Origin of the sequence: Corynebacterium tuberculostearicum (assembly GCF_046097465.1) — a bacterium.
Lineage (GTDB): Bacteria > Actinomycetota > Actinomycetes > Mycobacteriales > Mycobacteriaceae > Corynebacterium > Corynebacterium tuberculostearicum_I.
Window position 1 is genome coordinate 2318490 of the sequence record NZ_CP175799.1, and the last position, 21981, is coordinate 2340470.

Sequence of the window (21981 nt, forward strand, 5' to 3'; positions counted from 1 at the left end):
TTATGATGGTATGGCTTCCACGAATAATTCTGTAATCCCAACTGCCCTACTCGAATCCCCGTCGTTCCAGCTGGAGCGCCTCCGCCGCCGCACCCGCGACGGCGTCGAGGCCGCCCTGCAGACCAAGCAGACGACGCTGCGCGAGTACTGGGTCCTTACCTGCCTGGTGGACGCGGATGCCGCATCGCAGTCCTACCTCTCCGAGACCCTGGCCATTGACGCTTCTGACATGGTGCGTCTTATCGACGCCCTCGAGGACCGCGGCTGGGCCAAGCGCGAGCGCGACCCGAAGGATCGCCGCCGCCAGATCGTCGCGTCCACCAAGAAGGGCGCGAAGGTCCACAAAGACCTGGCGGAGCTTGTTGCCACTGCCGAGGACGAGGCCTTGGATGAGTCCACCAATAAGCAGCTCAAGCACCTGCGAAAGTTGGCCAAGTCCATCATTGCCGCAGACGAAGACGAGGCATAAATGGCGGGCCCCGAATCGCTCGTCCCGCAGCAGTACCTTCTAGGTAGCGCGGCGCCGCGGCCGCGCACGCTGTGGGACATCATCACCACTACCGCGGAGATGCACCCAGACGCCGCCGCGCTTGACGACGGCGAAATCATCACCTACTCCGAGCTCATCCACGAAGTCGAGCTGTGGGCCACCGAGCTGCACGCCAATGGCGTGCGCCGGGGCGATCGCATCGGCATCCGGATGACCTCCGGCAAGCGCGAACTCTACCTCGCCATTTTGGCGACCCTAGCGGCGGGCGCGGCCTACGTGCCTGTCGACGCCGATGACCCAGACGAGCGCGCCGAGATGGTCTTCGGCGAGGCCGATATCGATGGCGTCTTTACGGACGAGGGCTTCCGCTTCCTGCGCGATTCCGCGCGCCCGGACGCCCCCGACAGGTCCGCCGAGGAGCCGGCCGAGAACCCCAATGCCCCACGCCCAGAAGACACTGCGTGGATCATCTTCACCTCCGGTTCTACCGGCAAGCCGAAGGGCGTGGCCGTAAGCCACCGTTCCGCGGCAGCCTTCGTGGATGCCGAAGCTAGCCTCTTCTTGGTCAATCACCCACACGGGCCACTCGGCCCGGAGGATCGTGTGCTCGCCGGGCTATCCGTCGCCTTCGATGCCTCCTGCGAGGAAATGTGGTTGGCCTGGGGCCACGGTGGCTGCTTAGTCCCGGCGCCGCGATCTCTGGTGCGCTCCGGCATGGACTTGGGCCCGTGGCTCATCCGCCGCGATATCACCGTCGTCTCCACCGTGCCTACCTTGGCGGGCCTGTGGCCGGCCGAGGCGCTGGATAATATCCGCCTGCTCATCGTCGGCGGCGAGGCCTGCTCGCAGGAACTGGTGGACCGCCTGGCCACCGAGGACCGCGAGATGTGGAATACCTACGGCCCCACCGAGGCCACGGTCGTCGCCTGTGCGCAGCAGATGCTGCCGGGCCGGCCGGTGTCCATTGGCTTGCCGTTGAACGGGTGGGACCTGGTGGTCGTCGATAAGCAGGGCATGCCTGTGGAAATGGGCGGCGTCGGCGAGCTGGTGATCGGCGGCGTGGGACTGGCGTCCTACCTGGATCCGGCCAAGGACGCGGAGAAGTACGCCCCGCTGGAGTCGATGGGCTGGCAGCGTGCGTATCGCACCGGTGACCATGTGCGCCTGGAGGAAGACGGGCTGTACTTCGTCGGCCGCGTGGATGACCAGGTGAAAATTGGTGGGCGCCGCATCGAGCTCGGCGAGGTCGAAGCTAACGTCGCGGCCCTGGATAACGTCTATAACTCGGCCGTGGCCGTGCAAAAGACCCCGGGCGGCGAGTCCGTCCTAGTGGGCTATGTCTCCCTCGAGGATGAGGCCAAGGGCTTCGATCACGAGGCCGCGCACGCCCGCTTGGCCGAAACCATGCCGGCCGCGCTCGTCCCGCGCATCTGCGTGATGGAAGAGCTGCCGGTGCGTACCTCCGGCAAGGTGGATAAGAAGGCCCTGCCGTGGCCGCTGCCTGGAGTGGGCGTGGAATCGACCACGCTGACCGAGACCGAGAAGTGGCTCGCGGAGCTGTGGGTAGAAACGCTCGGCGTATCCGTGGAGGACGAGAACGCCGATTTCTTCTCTCTCGGCGGCACCTCGTTGGCGGCCGCGACCCTCGTGGGCCATATCAGGGAGCGCTACCCCACCGTGGCCGTGCGCGACCTCTACGACCACCCGCGCTTGGGCTCGCTGGCCGAGCTCATCGCCGGTGCCGAACCGCGCCCCGCGGCTGCCGACGTCCCCATGCGCGAGGTCACCAAGGTCGGATTCGGCACCCGCCTCGCCCAGACCCTGATCCGAGATCCCCGTCATGACGCTGGCCGCATCCAGCTGGCTGGCCTGGCTCATGCTGGGTTCCACCGTGGCGGCATCGCTGGGCTTTGAGTGGGCCGCAGCCTATCCGTGGTGGCTGATCATTGCCATGCTCATCGTCTTTGTCACCCCAATCGGCCGCATCCCCATTGGCGGCTACGGCGCGCGGCTTATTACGGCCGGCATTAAGCCGGGCGATTACCCGCGCGGCGGTTCGACGCACCTGCGCATCTGGGCGGCCGAGCGCTGGGCTAATGCCTCCGGCGCGAGCTCCCTGGCCGGTGCCACGCGCGTAAATAACTACGCCCGCGCGCTCGGCGTCAAGGTCAAGCGCGGCGTGGACCTGCACTCCCTGCCGCCGGTGACCGGTCTGCTCACCCTAGGCAAGCACGCCGCCATCGAGCCCGAAGTGGACCTCTCCGGTTACTGGCTGGACGGCGATATCCTGCATGTGGGCGCCATCGACGTCAAGGAAGGTGCCCGCGTGGGTGCGCGCTCCACGCTGCTGCCTGGCACCGTGGTGGGCAAGTATGCCCACGTGGAGGCAGGCTCCACCGTCACCGGCCGCAAGAAGATCAAGGACGGCCAGCGTTGGTCCGGCTCGCCTGCCCAAAAGGTGGGTCGCTCCAAGCACCGCTTCCCATCCCATACGCCCAAGCGCCGGCCGTGGTGGGTGGCCATTTATGACGCCACCTCCGTCCTGCTGGCCATCCAACCGGTTGTAGCGCTGGCGGTAGGCGCGGCCATCGTCTTGGCCCTCGTGCATTCCACGGGCGGCGATAGCTTTGTCGGTGCGATCTTCTTCGCGCCCGTTGGCGCGCTGGCGGCCTTTGCCACCTATATGCTGCAGACTTGGCTGGGCGTGCGCATCCTCTCGCTGGGCATTAGCCCAGGCGTAGCACCCGTGCGCTCGGCCAAGGGCTGGCGCCTGTGGGCCATCGAGCGCCTCATGGACGAGGCCCGCACCAAGCTCTTCCCGCTCTATGCCTCGCAGCTGACCCCAGCGTGGCTGCGCTCGCTCGGCGCGGAGATTGGCGCCAACGTGGAAATCTCCACCGCGGTCATGATCCCCAAGCTTACCGAGGTCAAAGAGGGCGCCTTCCTGGCCGATGACACCATGATCGGCGGCTACGAGCTCGGCGGCGGCTGGATGCGCACCGGCGAGACCAAGGTGGGCAAGCGCTCCTTCGTGGGCAACTCCGGCATCACCGCACCCGGCCGCAAGCTATCCAAGAACTCGCTGGTTGCCGTGCTTTCTTCTACCCCGAAGAAGACAAAGGCCGGCGCCAACTGGTGGGGTGCACCGCCAGAGCGCATGCGCCGCGTGACCGTAGAGGTGGACTCCCCCGCCAACTCGGGCGAGGCGCTGACCTATAACCCGGGCTTTGCCGTCAAGGCCGCCCGCGGCGTGGTGGAAACCATGCGCCTTTTGGCACCGATGTTTTCTGCCATGCTGCTCGCGGCAACCCTTAGCGTCTACGACTCGCTTCTCGACGCCCTCGGCTTCCCCCTCACCTGGCTCCTCTCCGGCCTCGTGCTCATGGGCATGGGTGCGGTGGCCATGGCCGTCACCGTCGCGGTGAAGTGGATCTGCGTGGGCAAGCACCGCGCGGCTGACCACCCGCTGTGGTCCGCTTTTGTCTGGCTCAACGAGCTGCAGGATACCTTCGTGGAGGTCGTCGCCGCGCCGTGGTTCTTCCAGCACACCTACGGCTCCGGCGAGATCAACCTGGGGCTGCGCGCCCTCGGCGTGGAGATCGGCCGCGGCGCTTGGATCGATTCCTACTGGTTCCCGGAAACGGACCTCATCCGCGTCGGTGAGGCCGCCACCGTGGGCCCTGGCACGGTGGTGCAAACCCACCTTTTCCAGGACCGCGTGATGAGCCTAGATACCGTCACCGTCCAGGACGGCTCCACGTTGGCCGCCCACTCGGTGGCGCTGCCGGCCTCGCTCATCGGCACGGCTTCCACCGTGGGCCCCGGCTCGCTGGTCATGCGCGGTGACCGCGTGCCCACCAACGCCGTATGGCAGGGCAACCCCATCGAGCCGTGGAAGCGCTAGTCCGCCGGCAGTAACCTGCGCCTACCGCGCGAAGTCCTGGTATTTAATCATCTCGCCGGACTTGAAGTCCCAGGCCTCCACCCGGACGCGGTCTGCAAAGACCTTGACCCGCAGTCCGGTGGAGGCCTCCTCCTTTTCCTTGACGATTGTCTCGTCATTATCGCCATCCGGCAGATACTCATTGAGGATGGCACCGGTGTTGACCACCGGGAAACCGGTGCGGCCGGCCTCGCCGGTGCCGTCGTAGCGGCGGGTTCCCCACCAGTTATTTTGGTGCAGCGAGGAGTGGCTGTGGCTGCTAAACCACACGATGTTGTTGTACTTATTGACCACATTGGAAAGCGCCTCGAGGTCCTCAAAGTCATTCTGGTACCACGCCGAATGGGACATCGAAACCGTCTGCGGCAGCAACGGATGGCTAAAGACCAGTGCCGGCGTGCCCTTAGCATCCCAATACGCTAGGCGCTCATCTAGCCAGTCGAGCTGCTCCTTGCTAAGGCGCTGGAACGGCTCCTTGCCGTGGCGCAGAATATCGGAATAAAACTCGGTATTCACCGAAATGAGCGGCACCCCATCCACCACTTCTTCCTTCCACGGCTTGTCCTGGCCGGAGTACTTCAGGAAGCGATCAAGGTAGGTCTTAGAGCCTTCCTTGCCATACATTTCGTGGTTGCCGATGGTCCACAATTCCTTGCCCGAATCGTGCGGTACCTCGCTGTGAGCGGCCAAGAAATCATCCCACTGCTGCTGCGAGCCATCGTCCACGAGGTCGCCGTTGAGCACCAGCGCCCCGGCCTTATCCTCCATACCGTTCAACTGGCGGACCGCGTCTTTGTAGTCTTGGGGGTCGCCCTGGACGTCGGAAAGCACGTCCACGGTAGCCTGCGGCGAGCCTTGCAGCTCACCGAGCGGCTTGACGACGCCCACGTTGTCCACCGCCCACCACCAGTCATCATTGCCGTTGTTGTAGCTGAAGCTAACCTGCATATTCTTCGCGCCGGCCGGCACCTCCACGCCGATGGACTCGTGCTTGGAGAATACGTCCTTATCAAAGGCGGCGATTTCCTGGGCTTCCCCACCATCGAAGGAGACCGTCACCGTGGCATTCTGCCCATCCTTGCCCTGGCGGTAATGGTGGTCGAATTCCACATTCACTCGCTCCTGCCCCGCCACCGGGATGGCCGGGCTTTCCAGCTTGGCGGTCATGGAATCGCCCTCGGCCAGGCGCTGCTGCTTGTTGTCGATGATGGCGAAAGTGTCATGCGCCTGCGTGAAATAGTGGCGCATATCGGTACCAGATGCCCAGGTCCAGTGGCGCATATCGCCAAAAGTCCAGCCCTTCCAGCGGGCCTCGCCCGAGTCCACGCCCTGCACGTCCGCGCTCCACCCCTCCGGCGCGCGGTGGGTAAACCACGCCGGGGTATCCACCTCATCGAAGCTTTCCTGCCACAGCACCCGCGACTCAGCGCCTTCCCCCGGCTGCGCCTCGTCCCCAGCGGAGGAACCCTCGGACGAGCCCTGGGAAGACCCCCAGGAAGAGCCCAACGATGAACCCAAAGAAGAACCAAAGGAGGAACCCGGAAGCGAGGACTGGGCCGCCGCAACGGGCGCGCCCACCATTCCGGTGAGCGCCAGGACAGAAGAGAAAGCACAGAGTTTATTTTTCATAATTCAATTTCTATCCGGCCTGGGCAACGAGGCGGTTACATATACGTAAACTCTTGGCAAGCACTGTATGCCTGCCAAGAGTTCGCGCTTTGAGGTCCGCGTATTTTAGGCGTGGCGGTCCAGCCAGTCCACGACGGTATCGAGGGCCTGATCAGCAGCCGGCTCATTGAAGACCTCATGCTTCTGACCTTCCCAAGTCACATACTCCACGTCTTCGGAAGAGATGGAGTTGTACCAATCCTGGGAGAAATACGGCGGCACGATGCCGTCCTTGGTGCCGTGCATGATGAGCGTCGGCGCGGTGAAGAGATCCGCATTGACGGCGTCATAATTCGCGATTGCCGCCAGCTGCAGGGCGGTACCGGCGCTAGTCTTCTGTGCGATGAGCGGGCTCGAAGCATACTCGTCCTTGACCGCCTGGCTGGTGGAGACCCCATCCGTGAACGGGTTAGAAAGCTTGGTGTTCTTGCTCCACTCCGGCGATTGTGCACCGATTTCGGTGCGGTGCGGAATGAGGTTCTGCGCATAGTGCGCATTAAACCTGGTGAGTTGGGCCAGCGGCAGGCGCTCAAAGATAGTGGGATCCAGCTTCTTCTGGGTCTCCGAAATATCATCCGGGGTGATATTCTTTCCGGCCACATTCTTGCCCGACAGGTTCAGCGGCGCGCCGCCACCGTTGGTGATGATGCCATCGACCTTGCCCGGCTCACGGATGCCATAGGCCTCCACAGTCAGCGAACCCATCGAGTGGCCCAGCAGGAAGGTCTTAACTCCCTGGTTTTCCTCCTTGGCCATGTCCACCACATGGTCAAAGTCATCCAGGATGTACTGGAAGTTATCGATGTGCCCCAGTGGCACGCTGCCGCCCGCGGACTTGCCGTGCCCGCGGTGGTCTACACGGTAGACGCTGTAGCCTGCATCCAGCAGGCGCTTGGCGACGTAATCGTATCGCCCCGAGTGCTCAGAGACACCGTGCGCAAGAACCACCGCACCGCGTGGGTTGGCTACCTTCTGCTTGCGGTAGTAGATCTTGACGCCCTCGCCGTGAGCGCTGTCGAAGTAGCCTTCCTCATCGGATACCTGCTTTTCCGAGACAGTTGGGCGCCCCAATACATCTGGTTTTTGGTCTGCCGCGGGCGCAGGTGCTGAGGCTTCCTGGGCGATTGCCCCTGCCGTGAGCGTGCCAGATACCGCAACTGGTGCCGCCAGTACTGCTGCCGCCGTCAGGCAGGCGGTTACGTGCTTCTTCATCATCACTGTCTCCTCGTGGTGCTGTAGGGCATATCCTTGTGCTAGATGAGATTGAGATAACAGTGATGCTAAATATCCTGAGACGGAGACCACAAATAATTTTCGACAATGTTACCTACGGTTCCGTAACATAACCGCACGGAAATAGCCCTTTAAAATCCCCTAATTTCCGCGAAACTATTCTTTCCCATTTACCCCCTTTTGATACCCCTAAAACAAAAAGCGGGAAACTCGGACTTGCCGAGTTTCCCGCCTTATGTGCGGCTAATTTAGCTCAACCTAGTCACCAATCTGGTCGCGACCACGCTTGACGATGTTCTCATCGACCTCGCCCACCAGATCGTGGTCCTTGTTCGTGTACTCGAACTTGGACAGCACATAGCGCATGGCGTTAATGCGGGCACGCTTCTTGTCGTTGGACTTAATGGTGATCCACGGCGACTCTTCCGTATCCGTGTAGCGGAACTGCTCTTCCTTCGCACGAGTGTAGTCATCCCACTTATCCAGCGAAGCCAAATCCATCGGGGACAGCTTCCACTGACGTACCGGGTCGATCTGGCGGATAGCGAAGCGGGTGCGCTGCTCCTTACGGGTAACAGAGAACCACAACTTGGTCAGGGAGATACCCGAGCCAAGAATCATATTCTCCAGCATCGGAACCTCACGGAGGAACTCCGCGTGCTGGCTTTCGGTACAAAAGCCCATAACGCGCTCCACACCGGAGCGGTTGTACCAAGAGCGGTCGAAGAAGACGATCTCGCCACCGGCTGGGAAGTGTTCAATATAGCGCTGGAAGTACCACGAGGTGGACTCACGCGGCGACGGCTTCTCCAGAGCCACAGTGCGAGCACCACGCGGGTTCAGGTGCTCGTTAAAGCGCTTAATGGTGCCACCCTTGCCGGCCGCATCGCGACCCTCAAAGATAATGATGTGGCGCTGGCCAGTCTCCTTGGTCCAGTTCTGCCACTTCAGCAGCTCGATCTGCAGAGCACGCTTCACAGACTCGTACTCATCGCGAGTCATACGCTCATCATAGGGGTAATTTTCCCGCCAAGTCTGAACCGGGGAACCATCCGGCATAATCAGCGAAGGATCATCCTCATCGGTTCCATCGACGACGTAGCCGTCAGTTTTTGCCAGGTCGATCTCGGGAAGGTCGTCGTCTTTAATATCAGCCATGCATTTAGTGTAACCCGAATGTAGACATCTAGCGCGCTAAATTTCTGTAGTTACCCCTGCCCCCAGATGTCCAACAAAACAAAAAGAAGGCCTACCGAAGCGGTAGGCCTTCTTGCTTCAGTGAGCGTTAAAGCTCAGAACTGAAGGATGTTCTTATGCGAACATGCCGAGCAGGTCGGAAGCGCCCTTAGCGATCTCGATGAACGGCTTCATGATGGAGCCGTAGAAGTTGAAATCGGAAACCAGAGCAGCCCACTCGGTGTCCAGGAAGTTTGCAGAGCTCATCAGGAAATCAGACATTTTAATTCTCCTTGAAAATTAGGATTGGGAATTTATTACTTGGAAGAAAGGGCGGACATTGCCGGAGCAAAGTCGGAGGAGGACGGGTTGTCACCGAGGAAGCCGATGAAACCGAGGGCGTTGCCCAGAGCCTCAGCGGTGTTGTTGATGACCTTGTCCCAGCCTTCCCAGGTGGTAACGAAGTTGTCCAGGTGGGTGATGATGGTGGAGAGATCCATGTTTGAACTCCTACATATAGATCCGAAGCTATTTGCCGCGGAGGGGTTTGCAGTTTGCAGACACCCTCAGTGGGCGTCACAAGAAATATTTTGGCACAAGTTCAATCTAAAGCAAGTCAATTTTGCATAGGTGTCTTCACATCTAGGCGATTTGATAAGAAAAGAGCTATATCCTATAGGGGGTATTGGAAAACTTTTACCGCACGGCACAATCGCCCTGAACTGCGATTTTCGTTTGCTAAATAGTTGATTGCGTTAAATAAAATTTAACACTGTAACGCTTCGGGGTGTAGCGAACGATAATTATGCCCGTAAACCAGCCTTTCCAAGCGAAATTATTTTTCTAATCCACCCCGTTAAAATTACCCCTATACGGGGTCAGTGGGGCGCATGGTTCGCGTGTTAAGTACCGTGGCGCTGAACTGTAAGCCTGCCTGAGCAATAAATCGGGCATTGTGAATTGAACATGTGCACCGATTAGAAAACTACAGTGACAAGCAGATTCAGCGATTGGCCCGAGAAATTGCGATGAACTCATATCGTATCGGCGACGCAAAGTGGTGTAGACACGCCGAAGCGCCCTGCCTCATGCGCTCTAAAGCACAAAGGCGGGGCGCTCAAAAGGGACTAGAAGGCCGCTAAGAGCCTTGTCTGAGCCCGTCTCCTAGACCTACCGGGGATTGGACTTAGAAGCCCATGCCGCCCATAGCGTCAGCGTCCGGCATGCCGTTGTTGGCGCCAGCCGGCTCAGGCTTGTCGGCAACGACAGCCTCGGTGGTCAGGAACAGAGCTGCAATGGATGCAGCGTTCTGCAGAGCGGAGCGGGTGACCTTAACCGGGTCATTGATGCCAGCCTCCATGAGGTTGACGTACTCACCGGTAGCAGCGTTCAGACCCTCGCCAGCCGGCAGGGAGGAAACCTTGTCAGCAACAACGCCCGGCTCCAGGCCAGCGTTGTGTGCAATCTGCTTCAGCGGCGCAGACAGGGCCTCGCGGACGATCTTGACGCCGGTAGCCTCGTCGCCCTTGAGGTCATCCAGGGAGTCCAAGACGGAAGCGGCCTGCAGCAGTGCTACGCCACCGCCGGCAACGATGCCCTCTTCCACGGCAGCCTTTGCGTTGCGGACTGCGTCCTCGATGCGGTGCTTGCGCTCCTTGAGCTCAACCTCGGTAGCGGCACCGACCTTGAGGACAGCAACGCCGCCGGAGAGCTTAGCCAGGCGCTCCTGCAGCTTCTCGCGGTCGTAGTCGGAATCGGAGCTCTCGATCTCGGCACGGATCTGCTTGATGCGGCCGTCGATCTGCTCCTGGGAGCCAGCACCCTGCACGATGGTGGTCTCGTCCTTGGTGACGACAACCTTGCGTGCCTGGCCCAAGTACTCGAGCTCGGCGGTCTCGAGGGAGAGGCCGACCTCTTCGGAAATGACCTGGCCGCCGGTGAGGATGGCCATGTCCTGCAGGGTGGCCTTGCGGCGGTCGCCGAAGCCCGGTGCCTTAACCGCAACGGACTTGAAGGTGCCGCGGATCTTGTTCACAACGAGGGTAGACAGGGCCTCGCCCTCAACGTCCTCAGCGATAATCAGCAGCGGCTTGCCGGACTGCATGACCTTCTCCAGCAGCGGAACCAGGTCCTTGATGTTGGAGATCTTGGAGGAGACCAGCAGGATGTACGGATCCTCCAGGACTGCCTCCTGACGTTCCATATCGGTAGCGAAGTAGCCGGAGATGTAGCCCTTATCAAAGCGCAGACCCTCAGTTACCTCGAGGTCAACGCCGAAGGTGTTGGACTCTTCCACGGTGATAACGGAGTCCTTGTTTACGGAGCCGTTGCCCACGGTGTACATAGCCTCGGCGATCTTCTCGCCGATGGCCGGGTCAGCAGCGGAGATACCAGCGGTGGTAGCGATCTGCTCCTGGGTTTCTACTTCCTTAGCAGAGGAGAGCAGGGAGTCTACAACCTTCTTGGTTGCGGTCTCGATGCCGCGCTTGATGCCCATGGGGTTGGAACCTGCGGCTACGTTGCGCAGACCCTCGCGTACCAGAGCCTGTGCCAGCACGGTTGCGGTGGTGGTGCCGTCGCCTGCGACGTCGTCAGTCTTCTTGGCAACTTCCTTGACCAGCTCGGCGCCGATCTTCTCGTAGACATCCTCGAGCTCGATTTCGCGAGCGATGGAAACACCGTCGTTGGTAATGGTCGGGGCGCCCCAGGACTTTTCTAGGACGACGTTGCGGCCCTTGGGGCCGAGGGTGACCTTGACGGCGTCGGCAAGCGTGTTTAGGCCGCGCTCAAGGCCGCGGCGGGCCTCTTCATCAAAAGCGATAATCTTTGCCATTGTGTTTGTGCTCCTTGGTTTATTGAGGACGACACTCACGTCTTTCTCGCTGCGGACGCCCGCGACGGCATGGCTGGTGAGTGTGAACCAACCTCAACCACAACGATGTAGATTTATCTAGCACTCATACTGTGCGAGTGCTAACGACCATTCTGGCACTCTCCCACCGCGACTGCAAGAAAAAATGGCGCCCCGCGAAGGGACGCCATTATATAAGGAATGGATCAGGAACTAGGAGCTCTTCACCGTGCGCTTGGTCCAGCGGTAGATGAACGTTAGCGCGATAATAAAGAGGACCACGCCCACCACGGTGGTGGAGGCACCACCCTCAAAGATTTCCAACGGGCTCTCGCCACCCGCGGCGGCGATGATGCCGGCGTTGACCACGCCAAAGAGGGACTCACCCACGATGAGGCCGGTGGCCAGGAGGGTACCCATACGCTTGGCAAACTCCGGGTGGGATTGCTTCGCGGCCCACTTGTCGTAGAAGGTGCCCAAGATGGCACCGATAGGGATGACGATGGTCAGGGCGGCCGGTAGGTACATGCCCATGCCGGCGGCCAGTGGGGACAGCGAGTACTTATCGGTAAACTTGCGCAGGAGCTCGTCAATAATAATAAGGACAGCGCCAATGGCCATACCGATGAAGATGAGGTTCCAATCCAACGAGCTATCGAAGATGCCGGAGGCAACGGAGGACATCAGGGCGGCCTGCGGGGCGGCCAAGGCGTCTTCGCCGGCGCCTTCCATGCCTTGGAAGCCGAAGCCATTGAGCATGACCTGCAGAATCGGCGGGATAACGAGGGAGCCGAAAACCACGCCGATGATGAGCGCTACCTGCTGCTTCCACGGAGTAGCGCCGACGAGCTGACCGGTCTTGAGGTCCTGCAGGTTGTCATTGGAAATGGTGGCAATGCCAAAGACGATGGCCGCGGTGAAGAGCGTGTAGGCCACCAAGGACAAAGGATCCGCAGTGGTGCCGCGGGTGACGGCCGCAATGAGCAGCGAGGCAGCGAGCACGGCGATGATGCCGATGGAGGAAATTGGCGAGTTAGACGCACCAATCAGGCCGGCCATGTAGCCGCACACGGAGGCGATAATTAGGCCCACCAGCAGGGTAAAGAGGACGGAGACGGTAATGAGCACGGCCATGTGGTCGTGAATATCAGTACCGCGCACAAAGTCCCACAACAGCAACGCGATAGGCACCATGAACGCCACGATGGTGGTGGCGACATAAGGGAAGGGAATATCGCGCTCGGTAACATCGACGACGGAGCCGGACTTGCGGGCGCGCGAGGAGGCTAGGGACTGGCGGATGCCCACTGCAATGGGAGCGGCAATCTTCAGCAGGGTCCAAATGGCGGCAATGGCCATGGTGCCCACGCCGATGAAGCGGATGTCATCGGAGAAGGTGGTATCGACGACGTCGGCAAGCGCGGTGGCACCCGAAATATCGCCGGTGGTGAAAATGGGCAGCAAAATGAAGTAGGAAATCACCACGCCAACCAGCATGGCAATGCCTACCGGCAGGCCCACCAAGTGGCCGACGCCGATAAGCGCGGTGGACAGGCTAGTGCCCAGGGTGGTCGCGCCAGCGCCGAGCTTGAAATAGGCGGTGACCTCGGAGGCGGCGGCCTTCATTGCGGTCAGCAGCGCCATGACGGCCGAGGTAATGCCGCCGGCGACGATGATGCGCAGGCCCCTGGCATTTTCTTCGTGGCTGGTACCGGAAGCATTCTCATCGCCCACCTTGAGAACCTCGGCCGCGGCCACGCCCTCCGGGTAGGGAAGATCGGAGCCGGTGACCAAAGCGCGGCGCAGCGGGATGGAATACATCACGCCCAGCACGCCGCCGATGATGCACACGCCGGCCGTCTGCACGAAGCCAAAGCCCTGCCAGTACCCCACCATGACCAGGCCCGGGAGGACAAAGATGATGGCGGACAAGGTGCCCGCGGCAGAGGCAATGGTCTGCACGATGTTGTTTTCTTTAACGTTGTGGCCCTTGAACCGGCGCAGCACCGCCATGGAAATCACGGCGGCCGGGATGGAGGTAGCAAAGGTCAGGCCCACCTTCAGGCCTAAGTACACGTTGGCGGCGGTGAAGATGAGGGTAATCAGGCCACCGATAATGATGCCGCGCAGCGTCAGCTCGGGCAGGGAGGCCTTGGAACCTGCGGCGGATGATGCGTTCGCCATGCCAGGTCCTTTCTATTCTCGGCTATGAAAGTTTCTCGTTTCACCCTGCGTAGCAAACCGCGGCCTGCCACGTCCGTTTCTGTCTGTTTGGCGCCGGTTCCTTCCCGGAATAGGGCCCGAACGGACAGACTCCGCACAGGGTGGAATGAAAAAATTTTAGTTCACCACCCCAGCATTTTCCTATTCCGGTTGCTCTATAGCTTGGGGCGGGCGGGTACCGTAGAGAACATGACTGCACTTAATGAAAGCATTCGCAACGATCGCGAGACCATTTTCCGCCAGCTCAGCGAGCTCGTGGCCTTTAACTCCGTCCACGACGAAGAAGGCCTGGAGGACCAGACCAAGGGCGCAAGCCAGTGGGTTAAGTCCGCACTGGAAGAGTCCGGAGTGAGCGTGGAAACCATCACCACGGCCGATGGCTCCACCGCCATCTTGGGTGAGCGCAAGGGCGATGAAGGCGCCAAGACGGTACTGCTGTACTCCCACTATGACGTGGTGCCGGCCGGCAACCGCGAGGCTTGGGAATCCGATCCGTTTACCCTGACCGAGCGCCAGGCCGCCGATGGCACCACCCGCTGGTACGGCCGCGGCGCCGCCGACTGCAAGGGCAATGTGGCCATGCACCTAGCCGCCCTGCGCGCGGTGGACAATAACGGTGGCACTAAGGTGAACCTGAAGTACCTCATCGAGGGCTCCGAGGAGCGCGGCGGCGAGGGCCTGTCCCAGCTCATCAAGGATCGTCCGGAGCTTTTTGCTGCCGACGCCATCCTCATCGCCGATGCGGGCAACGCCGCCGTGGGCCAGCCCACCTTGACCACGTCCCTGCGCGGCGGCGCGCAGATTGGCGTGCAGGTCGACACCTTGGCCTCCGCCGTGCACTCCGGCCAGTTTGGCGGCGCGGCACCGGATGCCGCCAAGGCCCTGATGCGCGCCATCGACTCCCTCTCCGATGAGTACGGCCGCACCGTTATCGACGGCGTAGATACCACCGCCGAGTGGTCCGGCCAGGAGTACCCAGCCGAGGCCTTCCGCGCCGATGCGCAGCTGCTGGAGGGCACCAAGATCATGGGCGAGGACGACCCGGCCGGTGCCACCCCAGTGGCCAATATGGTCTGGTCCCGCCCAGCCATTACCGTGACCGGCTTTACCTCCACCCCGGTGGCAGAGGCCGTCAACGCCGTGCCCGCCACCGCTTCCGCGCAGCTCAACCTGCGCGTTCCGGCCGGTGCCGATGCCGCCGCGATTGCCGACGCCGTCTGTGAGCACCTCCGCGCCCACACCCCATGGGGCGCGCACGTTAAGGCCGAGGTGCTCGAGGCCAATGCCGGCTTTTCCACCGATCCGGAAAAACCCGCTGCAGCCCTGCTGGGCGAGTGCCTCACCGAGGCATACGGCACGGATACTGCCGCACAGGGCATGGGCGGTTCTATTCCGCTGACCACCGAGCTGCAAGAGGCTCACCCCAACGCGGAGATCGCTCTCTACGGTGTGGAGGAGCCAAAATGCACCATCCACTCCGCCAATGAGTCCGTCGATCCCACCGAGATCGAGAACATCGCTGCCGCAGAAGCGCTCTTCTTGCAGCGCTACGCCTAGCGGCTTACCCCTCCCGGCCGCCGCGGCCACCGCGGCTGCCGCCGCTTCGGTTTAGCGGCTTGCCGCCAACTCCCCGCGTCCCGAACCGATGGGATGCGGGGTTTATTTCTGCCCTCAATCGGCCCGAAATAGCGGCATATAATACAGTGCATAAAATTATTCCTTTCAAAGCCGTGGAAAAACCGGTAAAGTGGCAAAAGTTGGCCCCGCGCTCGGCCATGTTGCTTGCACTGTGCCGCCGCGGCGTACTCAGTGGCGCGCGGCTCGTGAATGTTCTCGCCTCTCGTCAGCTGTGTGCTCGTGGTATTCGCGGCAGCGGGGTAGAAGAACGTGACACAACCATAAGGAGCGCAGTAACCAACGTGCTAGTACTTCTGGGTGCTCTTATCGCCGCCTCCGTGGTCGCACCGCTGCTCATCATGCGAATGGGTCGCCCGGCTTTTGGAATTTTGGCACTGGTCCCCGGCGCAGGCTTCGTGTGGACCCTCGTGCATTTCCTGCGCGGCACCTTCACAGACGGCGGCGCGGTCGAACGCACCGTGGAATGGATGCCGTCCGCGAACCTCAGTTTTGACCTCCGCTTGGACGGGCTAGGCGCACTATTTAGCCTCATCATCCTGGGCATGGGTGCGCTTGTCCTGGTGTATTGCTGGGGCTATTTTGACGGCACGCGGCGCCGCTTGGCCATGTTCGCCGCGCAGATGGTGGGCTTTGCCACCGCCATGTTTGGCCTGGTGGCCGCGGATAATTTCCTGCTGATGTACGTGTTCTGGGAGATTACCTCCATGCTGTCCTACCTCTTGGTCAGCTACTACGCAGAGCGTGCCTCTTCCCGCCGCGCCGCGCAGCAGGCACTGATGGTCACCGCGCTGGGCGGGCTGTCCATGCTCATGGGCATCATCCTGCTCGGACGCCAGACCGGCGCGTGGACCTTTAGCGATATCGCCGCCTATCAGCACTTTGCCCAGACGCCATTTGTCACGGTCGCCATCGTGCTCATCTTGGCGGGCGCGCTAACGAAGTCTGCGATCGCGCCGGCGCACTTCTGGTTGCCGGGTGCGATGGCGGCGCCGACGCCGGTTTCCGCCTATCTCCACTCCGCCGCGATGGTGAAGGCAGGCATCTACCTAGTCGCGCGCCTCGCGCCATCGATGTATGAGGTTGCCACCTGGCACGTGGTGGTTATCTCTCTCGGCGTATTTACCATGCTGCTTGGTGGCTGGATGGCGCTCAAGCAGCGCGACCTGAAGCTGGTGCTGGCCTATGGCACCGTCTCTCAGTTGGGCTTTATTACCTCCATCGCAGCTGTGGGTTCGCGCGAGGCCATGCAAGCCGCGCTCGCGCTGACCTTTGCGCACTCGCTCTTTAAGGCGGCGCTCTTTATGGTCGTGGGCGCCATCGACCACTGCTCGGGCACGAGGGATATCACCAAGCTATCCGGCCTGGGGCGCAGGGAGCCCTTCCTCTTCGGGATTGCGATCATCTCTGGTCTGTCCATGGCTGGCGTCCCACCGCTCTTTGGCTTCGTGGCCAAGGAGGCCGTGCTGGAAGCCACCATGCACGAGGAACTACTGGCCGGCATGCCGCGCAATATGATGCTCGTGGCCTATGTCCTCGGCTCTATCCTCACCATGGCCTATACCCTGCGCTTCTTGTGGGGTGCCTTTGCTACCAAGCCGGAGGTTAATGGCACGGAGCCAGCAGAGGCCGTCGCCAAGATGCATCCCGTCACCATGGGGCTGTGGCTCTCCCCTGCCCTACTCACCGCCCTAACCGTGGTGCTGGGTGTATTCCCCAAGCCGCTCTCGGCGGCCTTTGACCAGCACCTCAACTCCACCTTCGGCCCGAAGGAGCATAGTGAGTTGGCGCTGTGGCATGGCTTTAGCGTGGCGCTGGGCCTTTCCATGCTCATTATTGTGGGCGGTATTGTCATGCACTGGCAGCGCCAAGTCCTAGTCAAGTGGCAATTCACCTACCCTGCACTGGGCAATGCGGATGATGCCTATGATTCGGTCATCGCTCTTTTACGCCAGCTCTCACTGCGCACGACGGCAACCACGCAGCGCGGCTCCCTGCAGCTGAACTTGACGGTTATCTTTGCCACATTGATGCTGCTGCCACTGGCTATGATCATCAAGGGCGATCTCACCGATATCCGCATGATTGTGGCGGAAAATCCTTGGCAGATCGTCGCCGCCTTCATCATCATGGTGGCCGCCGTAGCCGCCACGGTCACCGATAACCGTCTGTCCGCCGTCATCATCGTGGGCGTGACCGGTTATACGCTCGCCTTTATTTTTGCGCTCCACGGTGCACCAGATCTTGCGCTGACCCAGCTGCTGACGGAGACCATCGTAATGGTTATCTTCATGCTGGTCCTGCGCCGCATGCCCGCCTCTGCCGAGTGGAAGCAAGATCCCAAGATGGGCCGCCTGCGCGCCTGGTTATCGGTGGGCACGGGCCTGACGGTCACCGTAGTAGCGATGTTTGCCATCAACGCTCGCCAGTCCAAACCCATCTCCGAGTTCATGCCGGATCTGGCCAAGGAGATTGGACACGGCGCCAATACCGTCAACGTCTTGCTGGTGGACCTGCGCGCGTGGGATACCTTTGGCGAAATCACGGTCATCATCATTGCTGCACTGGGCGTGGTCTCGCTGATTTATCGCACCCAATCCTTCGGACGCGAAAGCCGCCGCCCCACCCTGCGGGTTACCGGCCGGCGCTGGCTGGCGGCCGGGGTGGAATCAGAGCAGGCACTCAACCGCTCGTTGATGATCGATGTCTCCACCCGCGTGCTCTTCCCGTCCATGGTCGCGCTGTCCTTCTACTTCTTCTTCGCCGGCCACAATGCCCCGGGTGGCGGCTTTGCCGGCGGCCTCGTCGCCGCGCTGGCGCTCATCCTGCGCTACCTGGCCGGCGGGCGCGCGGAGTTGGAAGAGACCCTGCCTATTGATGCCGGACGCACCATGGGCACCGGTCTCTTGCTGTCCGCACTGGCCACGGTGACCCCGATGTTCTTTGGGCACCCGCCGCTTACCAGCGGGTACACCTCGCCGGAGATTCCGCTCATCGGCAAGGTTTCACTGCCATCGGCGTTAGTCTTTGACGCGGGCGTCTACCTCATCGTGGTGGGGCTAACGCTCTACATCCTGAATTCCTTGGGCGCCAAGTTGGATGAGGAAGAGGATATGCGTAAGCAGCGCGCCCGCGATCGCGCCCGCTCACTGGCCCGGCAGCAACGCCAACGCACCGCCAAGCAAAAGGCGCAAAGGGCCCAACGCAAGGAAAAGAAACAAGCCGCCACAGCAAGCACAGCCGCGACAACAGGAAAGGAGAAATAAATGGAAGCCAACCTCTTCCTCCTCCTGGCCGCAGGCGTGCTCGTTGCGGCCGGCGTCTACCTGCTGCTCGACCGCACGATGACCAAGATGATGTTGGGCTTGTTGCTATTGGGCAATGGAGCCAACCTCTTCTTGCTGCAGTCCGGTGGTTCGGCCGGTTCCCCGCCTATCGACGGCCGCGAGTCGGAGCCTTACGGCGCCGAGATTGCGGATCCACTGGCGCAGGCGATGATTCTTACCGCCATCGTGATCTCCATGGCGCTCACGGCCTTCATCCTTACCTTGGCCTACCGTCAGTACCGCTACCGCACGGACGATGTCATTGAAGATGACGCGGAGGATACCGCGATTGCGGCTAAGGCTGCGCGCCCGGGCAATGCGGCCGCCAGCCCGGACCACGATGCATCCAATGATCCGACCACGGGCCGCGCCACCAAGCGAGGCGATGACTTCGGCCCTGCATCCTTCGAGCAACCAGTCAAGGGGGCCCGCGATGAGTGAGACCGTACAGCCGCTTGTCGATGTCCTCTTTCCCTACATCGGCTACCTCATTCCGCTGCCGATTATCATCCCCGCAGTGGCCGCGGCCCTCGCCTTGATCTTTTGCCGCATTCCCAATGCGCAGCGCCAGATCGTGTTTTTCTCGCTGCTCATCACCGCGGTGGTTAATGCCATCCTCATCCTCATTGCGGATTTTGAGGGCATCCAAACGCTGCAGGTAGGTGGCTGGGACGCCCCAGTGGGCATCACGCTTGTGGCGGATCGTCTGTCTGCGGTGATGCTCTTTACGTCCTCCGTGGTGCTGTTTTCTGTCATTTGGTATGCCATTTCCCAGGGCGTGCGCGATGGCACCAAGGACGACCCGGTGGCCGTCTTCCTGCCCACCTACATGCTGCTGACCATGGGCGTTAATATCTCCTTTTTGGCCGGCGACCTCTTCAACCTCTACGTGGGCTTCGAGGTCTTCCTCGTGGCGTCCTATGTGCTGTTGACCCTAGGTGCCTCGGCCGGTCGCGTGCGCGCCGGTGTGGGTTACGTGATGGTGTCCATGGCCTCATCCATGATTTTCTTGCTCGCGTTGGGCTTTGTGTATTCCTCCGTGGGCACGATGAACATGGCCCAGATTGGCCAGCGCATGCAGGACATCCCGGAGGGAACTCGCACCGCCATCTTTGCCACGCTCCTCGTCGCCTTCGGTATTAAAGCGGCCGTGGTTCCGCTGGACGCTTGGCTGCCGGACTCGTATCCCACGGCGCCGTCACTAGTTACGGCCGTATTCGCCGGCCTGCTGACCAAGGTCGGTGTCTATGCCATCATCCGCGCCCGCACCACCGTCTTCACCGCAGGTGGGCTCGATACCGTGCTTATGTGGGTCGCCCTCGCCACGATGCTGGTGGGCATCCTAGGCGCGATCGCGCAGTCCGATATTAAGCGCCTTTTATCCTTTACCCTGGTTAGCCACATTGGCTACATGATTTTCGGCGTCTCCCTCGGAACCGCACAGGGTCTGTCTGGCGCCATCTTCTACGCTGTGCACCACATTTTGGTCCAGACTGCCCTATTCCTCGTGGTCGGACTGGTCGAGCGCCAGGCTGGCACCTCGTCGCTACGCCGCTTGGGTTCGCTAATGTACTCGGCCCCGTTGATCGGAATCTTGTATTTCATCCCGGCCATTAACCTGGGTGGCATCCCACCGTTCTCCGGATTCTTGGGCAAGGTCATCTTGCTGCAGGCCGGTGCTAATGAAGGTTCCTGGATGGCATGGGTGCTCATCGTCGGTGCGGTGGTTACCTCGCTGCTGACCCTCTACGTCATGATGCTGGTGTGGGCCAAGGGCTTCCAGCGCGACCGCGCCGATGCCCCGGAAGGCAACATGGCGCTCGCGCGCCCCGCCCCGCTTTCCGATATCACCGATGAGGTGGAATTTTCCTCCCGCCAGGATGTGGGCCGCGTGCCCTTTGGCATGATTGCGTCTACTACCCTGCTGGTGGCCGCGTCTACGTCCATTACCTTCCTGGCCGGCCCAATGTCCGGCGTGACTACCCGCGCTGCCGAATCCGCACAAGATACGTCCATCTACCAGTACGCGGTGCTGGGCGACCGCGCGGATGATCCCACCCGCCACCTCAACCAGAAGGAGCGCTACACCGGCGGCGCGGACTCCTATGAAAATCGCCGCAACCCCTCCCCCGAGGCGGAGCCTCCGGCCTCACCGGGCTTAGATGCCCGCACCGACCCAGAAGCCGGCGGCCGCGATTCGCATTCCACGGATGTAAAGTCCCCGGACGCCGCCAAGAGGAAGGATATTAGCGATGACTAACACGCGCTTTTCCGGCCTGCGCCACCGCTTCCGCCCGTGGTTCATCGTCTGGCTGGTAGTCATGTGGTGCATGCTCATGGGCGAGGTTACCGTGGGCAACCTGGTAGCCGGGCTTATCATTGGCTTCGTCATTGTCTTTGCCCTGCCGCTGCCGGCCATGCCTATCACCGGCATCGAGGTCTCTTGGGGCAAGCTCGTTGCGTTCATGATCCGCTGGTTCTGGGAGCTGTTCTACGCCTCGCTCAAGGTGGGCTGGCTGGCCGTGCGCCCGCAGCCGGTGCCCAAGACCGCCATCTTGGAGCTGCCCATGCGCTTGGATAATGAGTTCGTACTCTCCCTGGCCGTAACGCTGTATAACCTGCAGCCAGGCGGCACGGTGACCGATATCGACATTGCAAACCGCATGATTACCGTCCATATCCTGGACGCCCGCGATGAGGCCCAGATTCAGCGCGAAATCGGTGCCGTGGCCCAACTCGAAGCCTCATTCATCGACATCTTTGAAAGGAGCCACCCGTAATGGATCCGCAGATCTATAACGCGATTTTGCTGGTGGCCGCCGCTCTACTGGTGGTCTCCTTCCTCATCACCGTCTGGCGCATTGTCACCGGCCCCAATTCGCTGGACCGCTTGGTGGGCATGGATGGCTTTACCGCGATGTTCCAATGCGCGCTGGCCACCTACATGTGCTGGTCGCTCAACACGACCGTGGTCTCAGCCATGCTGGTGATCGCGCTCTTGGGCTTCATTTCCACCGTATCTGTCACTAGGTTTAGGAAGAGGGATAATCAATGAGCTGGTCTTTCATCGCAGATGTGCTCTCGCTCATCCTGATAATCGGCGGCAGCGTCCTCACCTTGGCGGCGGCTATCGGCATCGCCCGCTTCAAGGACACCATGTCTCGTGTGCACGCGGTAAGCAAGCCGCAAACCACCGGCCTTATCCTGACGATCCTTGGTGCCATCATCCGCATCACCGGCGCGGAATCCTTCAGCGTTGCCGAGCGGGGGGATTTAGGAATGCTCGTTTTGCTGGTACTGTTTGCCATGTTCACTAGCCCGGTAACCGCGCAGCGCACCTCGCGTATTGCACGCCGTGAGGGTCTGTACGGCACCGAGGAAACCATGTCCCGCAACGACCGACCCGCCGCGAAGTCGCTGCGCCGCAAGTAGGAGA

General features: G+C 61.3%; 15 protein-coding genes and 1 pseudogene. 9 read left to right on the forward strand and 7 right to left on the reverse strand.

The genetic code is table 11. The features are described from left to right. Positions 1–10: 10 nt before the first annotated feature. Both ACKFRX_RS10985 and ACKFRX_RS10990 read left to right on the forward strand, forming a co-directional pair. The gene (locus tag ACKFRX_RS10985) at positions 11–469 is read left to right on the forward strand and encodes a MarR family winged helix-turn-helix transcriptional regulator (RefSeq protein WP_005325642.1); all 459 of its coding nucleotides are present in this window, start codon (positions 11–13) and stop codon (positions 467–469) included. Then, positions 470–4394, forward strand: a pseudogene (locus ACKFRX_RS10990) (Pls/PosA family non-ribosomal peptide synthetase). A gap of 21 nt (positions 4395–4415) precedes the next feature. Here ACKFRX_RS10990 and ACKFRX_RS10995 read toward each other — a convergent pair. The 7 genes from ACKFRX_RS10995 to ACKFRX_RS11025 form a co-directional block, all read right to left on the reverse strand. Next, the gene (locus ACKFRX_RS10995) at positions 4416–6062 is read right to left on the reverse strand and encodes a metallophosphoesterase family protein (protein WP_408927845.1); all 1647 of its coding nucleotides are present in this window, start codon (positions 6060–6062) and stop codon (positions 4416–4418) included. A gap of 105 nt (positions 6063–6167) precedes the next feature. Further along, positions 6168–7316, reverse strand: a complete 1149-nt coding sequence (locus tag ACKFRX_RS11000) for a lysophospholipase (protein ID WP_408927846.1) — start codon at positions 7314–7316, stop codon at positions 6168–6170. Between the two features lie 276 nt (positions 7317–7592). After that, a complete protein-coding gene (gene ppk2 / locus ACKFRX_RS11005; protein ID WP_005325638.1) occupies positions 7593–8492 on the reverse strand; it encodes a polyphosphate kinase 2 in 900 nt (299 codons plus the stop codon). A 153-nt stretch (positions 8493–8645) separates the two neighbouring features. Continuing rightward, positions 8646–8792, reverse strand: coding sequence for a hypothetical protein (locus tag ACKFRX_RS11010; RefSeq protein WP_005325636.1), 147 nt, complete (start codon positions 8790–8792; stop codon positions 8646–8648). Between the two features lie 35 nt (positions 8793–8827). Then, on the reverse strand, positions 8828–9010 hold the full coding sequence (locus ACKFRX_RS11015; protein WP_005325635.1) for a hypothetical protein: 183 nt from the start codon (positions 9008–9010) through the stop codon (positions 8828–8830). Between the two features lie 686 nt (positions 9011–9696). Continuing rightward, on the reverse strand, positions 9697–11343 hold the full coding sequence (gene groL, locus ACKFRX_RS11020) for a chaperonin GroEL (RefSeq protein ID WP_408927847.1): 1647 nt from the start codon (positions 11341–11343) through the stop codon (positions 9697–9699). Positions 11344–11574: 231 nt separating this feature from the next. After that, entirely contained in the window at positions 11575–13545 is a 1971-nt protein-coding gene (locus tag ACKFRX_RS11025; RefSeq protein WP_408919575.1) for an OPT family oligopeptide transporter, read from the reverse strand. A 228-nt stretch (positions 13546–13773) separates the two neighbouring features. Here ACKFRX_RS11025 and ACKFRX_RS11030 point away from each other — a divergent pair, with 228 nt between their 5' ends. The 7 genes from ACKFRX_RS11030 to ACKFRX_RS11060 all read left to right on the forward strand — a co-directional run bounded on the left by ACKFRX_RS11030 (position 13774) and on the right by ACKFRX_RS11060 (position 21977). Further along, positions 13774–15141, forward strand: coding sequence for a dipeptidase (locus ACKFRX_RS11030; RefSeq protein ID WP_408919574.1), 1368 nt, complete (start codon positions 13774–13776; stop codon positions 15139–15141). A gap of 362 nt (positions 15142–15503) precedes the next feature. Beyond that, positions 15504–18485, forward strand: a complete 2982-nt coding sequence (locus tag ACKFRX_RS11035) for a Na+/H+ antiporter subunit A (RefSeq protein WP_408927848.1) — start codon at positions 15504–15506, stop codon at positions 18483–18485. Further along, positions 18486–18986: a Na(+)/H(+) antiporter subunit C gene (locus ACKFRX_RS11040; RefSeq protein WP_408927849.1), complete on the forward strand. Its 501-nt coding sequence runs from the start codon at positions 18486–18488 to the stop codon at positions 18984–18986. It begins immediately after the preceding gene. Next, complete coding sequence (locus tag ACKFRX_RS11045; protein WP_408927850.1) at positions 18979–20805, forward strand: Na+/H+ antiporter subunit D; 1827 nt, start codon at positions 18979–18981, stop codon at positions 20803–20805. The genes ACKFRX_RS11040 and ACKFRX_RS11045 overlap by 8 nt, the downstream gene beginning before the upstream one ends. Beyond that, positions 20798–21325 (forward strand): Na+/H+ antiporter subunit E, encoded by a 528-nt coding sequence (locus ACKFRX_RS11050; RefSeq protein WP_408927851.1) that lies wholly within the window; start codon positions 20798–20800, stop codon positions 21323–21325. Before ACKFRX_RS11045 ends, ACKFRX_RS11050 begins: the two co-directional genes overlap by 8 nt. Then, positions 21325–21600 (forward strand): monovalent cation/H+ antiporter complex subunit F, encoded by a 276-nt coding sequence (locus ACKFRX_RS11055; protein WP_049360305.1) that lies wholly within the window; start codon positions 21325–21327, stop codon positions 21598–21600. Before ACKFRX_RS11050 ends, ACKFRX_RS11055 begins: the two co-directional genes overlap by 1 nt. Then, positions 21597–21977: a monovalent cation/H(+) antiporter subunit G gene (locus ACKFRX_RS11060; protein ID WP_049360307.1), complete on the forward strand. Its 381-nt coding sequence runs from the start codon at positions 21597–21599 to the stop codon at positions 21975–21977. Before ACKFRX_RS11055 ends, ACKFRX_RS11060 begins: the two co-directional genes overlap by 4 nt. Positions 21978–21981: the final 4 nt, after the last annotated feature.

Coding starts and splice junctions, on each gene's coding strand:
- ACKFRX_RS11045 (WP_408927850.1), top strand. CDS start 18,979: ATGAGTGAGACCGTACAGCCGCTTGTCGATGTCCTCTTTCCCTACATC.
- ACKFRX_RS10995 (WP_408927845.1), bottom strand. CDS start 6,062: ATGAAAAATAAACTCTGTGCTTTCTCTTCTGTCCTGGCGCTCACCGGA.
- ACKFRX_RS11000 (WP_408927846.1), bottom strand. CDS start 7,316: ATGATGAAGAAGCACGTAACCGCCTGCCTGACGGCGGCAGCAGTACTG.
- ACKFRX_RS10985 (WP_005325642.1), top strand. CDS start 11: ATGGCTTCCACGAATAATTCTGTAATCCCAACTGCCCTACTCGAATCC.
- ACKFRX_RS11025 (WP_408919575.1), bottom strand. CDS start 13,545: ATGGCGAACGCATCATCCGCCGCAGGTTCCAAGGCCTCCCTGCCCGAG.
- ACKFRX_RS11055 (WP_049360305.1), top strand. CDS start 21,325: ATGGATCCGCAGATCTATAACGCGATTTTGCTGGTGGCCGCCGCTCTA.
- ACKFRX_RS11010 (WP_005325636.1), bottom strand. CDS start 8,792: ATGTCTGATTTCCTGATGAGCTCTGCAAACTTCCTGGACACCGAGTGG.
- ACKFRX_RS11040 (WP_408927849.1), top strand. CDS start 18,486: ATGGAAGCCAACCTCTTCCTCCTCCTGGCCGCAGGCGTGCTCGTTGCG.
- groL (WP_408927847.1), bottom strand. CDS start 11,343: ATGGCAAAGATTATCGCTTTTGATGAAGAGGCCCGCCGCGGCCTTGAG.
- ACKFRX_RS11050 (WP_408927851.1), top strand. CDS start 20,798: ATGACTAACACGCGCTTTTCCGGCCTGCGCCACCGCTTCCGCCCGTGG.
- ACKFRX_RS11030 (WP_408919574.1), top strand. CDS start 13,774: ATGACTGCACTTAATGAAAGCATTCGCAACGATCGCGAGACCATTTTC.
- ppk2 (WP_005325638.1), bottom strand. CDS start 8,492: ATGGCTGATATTAAAGACGACGACCTTCCCGAGATCGACCTGGCAAAA.
- ACKFRX_RS11015 (WP_005325635.1), bottom strand. CDS start 9,010: ATGGATCTCTCCACCATCATCACCCACCTGGACAACTTCGTTACCACC.
- ACKFRX_RS11060 (WP_049360307.1), top strand. CDS start 21,597: ATGAGCTGGTCTTTCATCGCAGATGTGCTCTCGCTCATCCTGATAATC.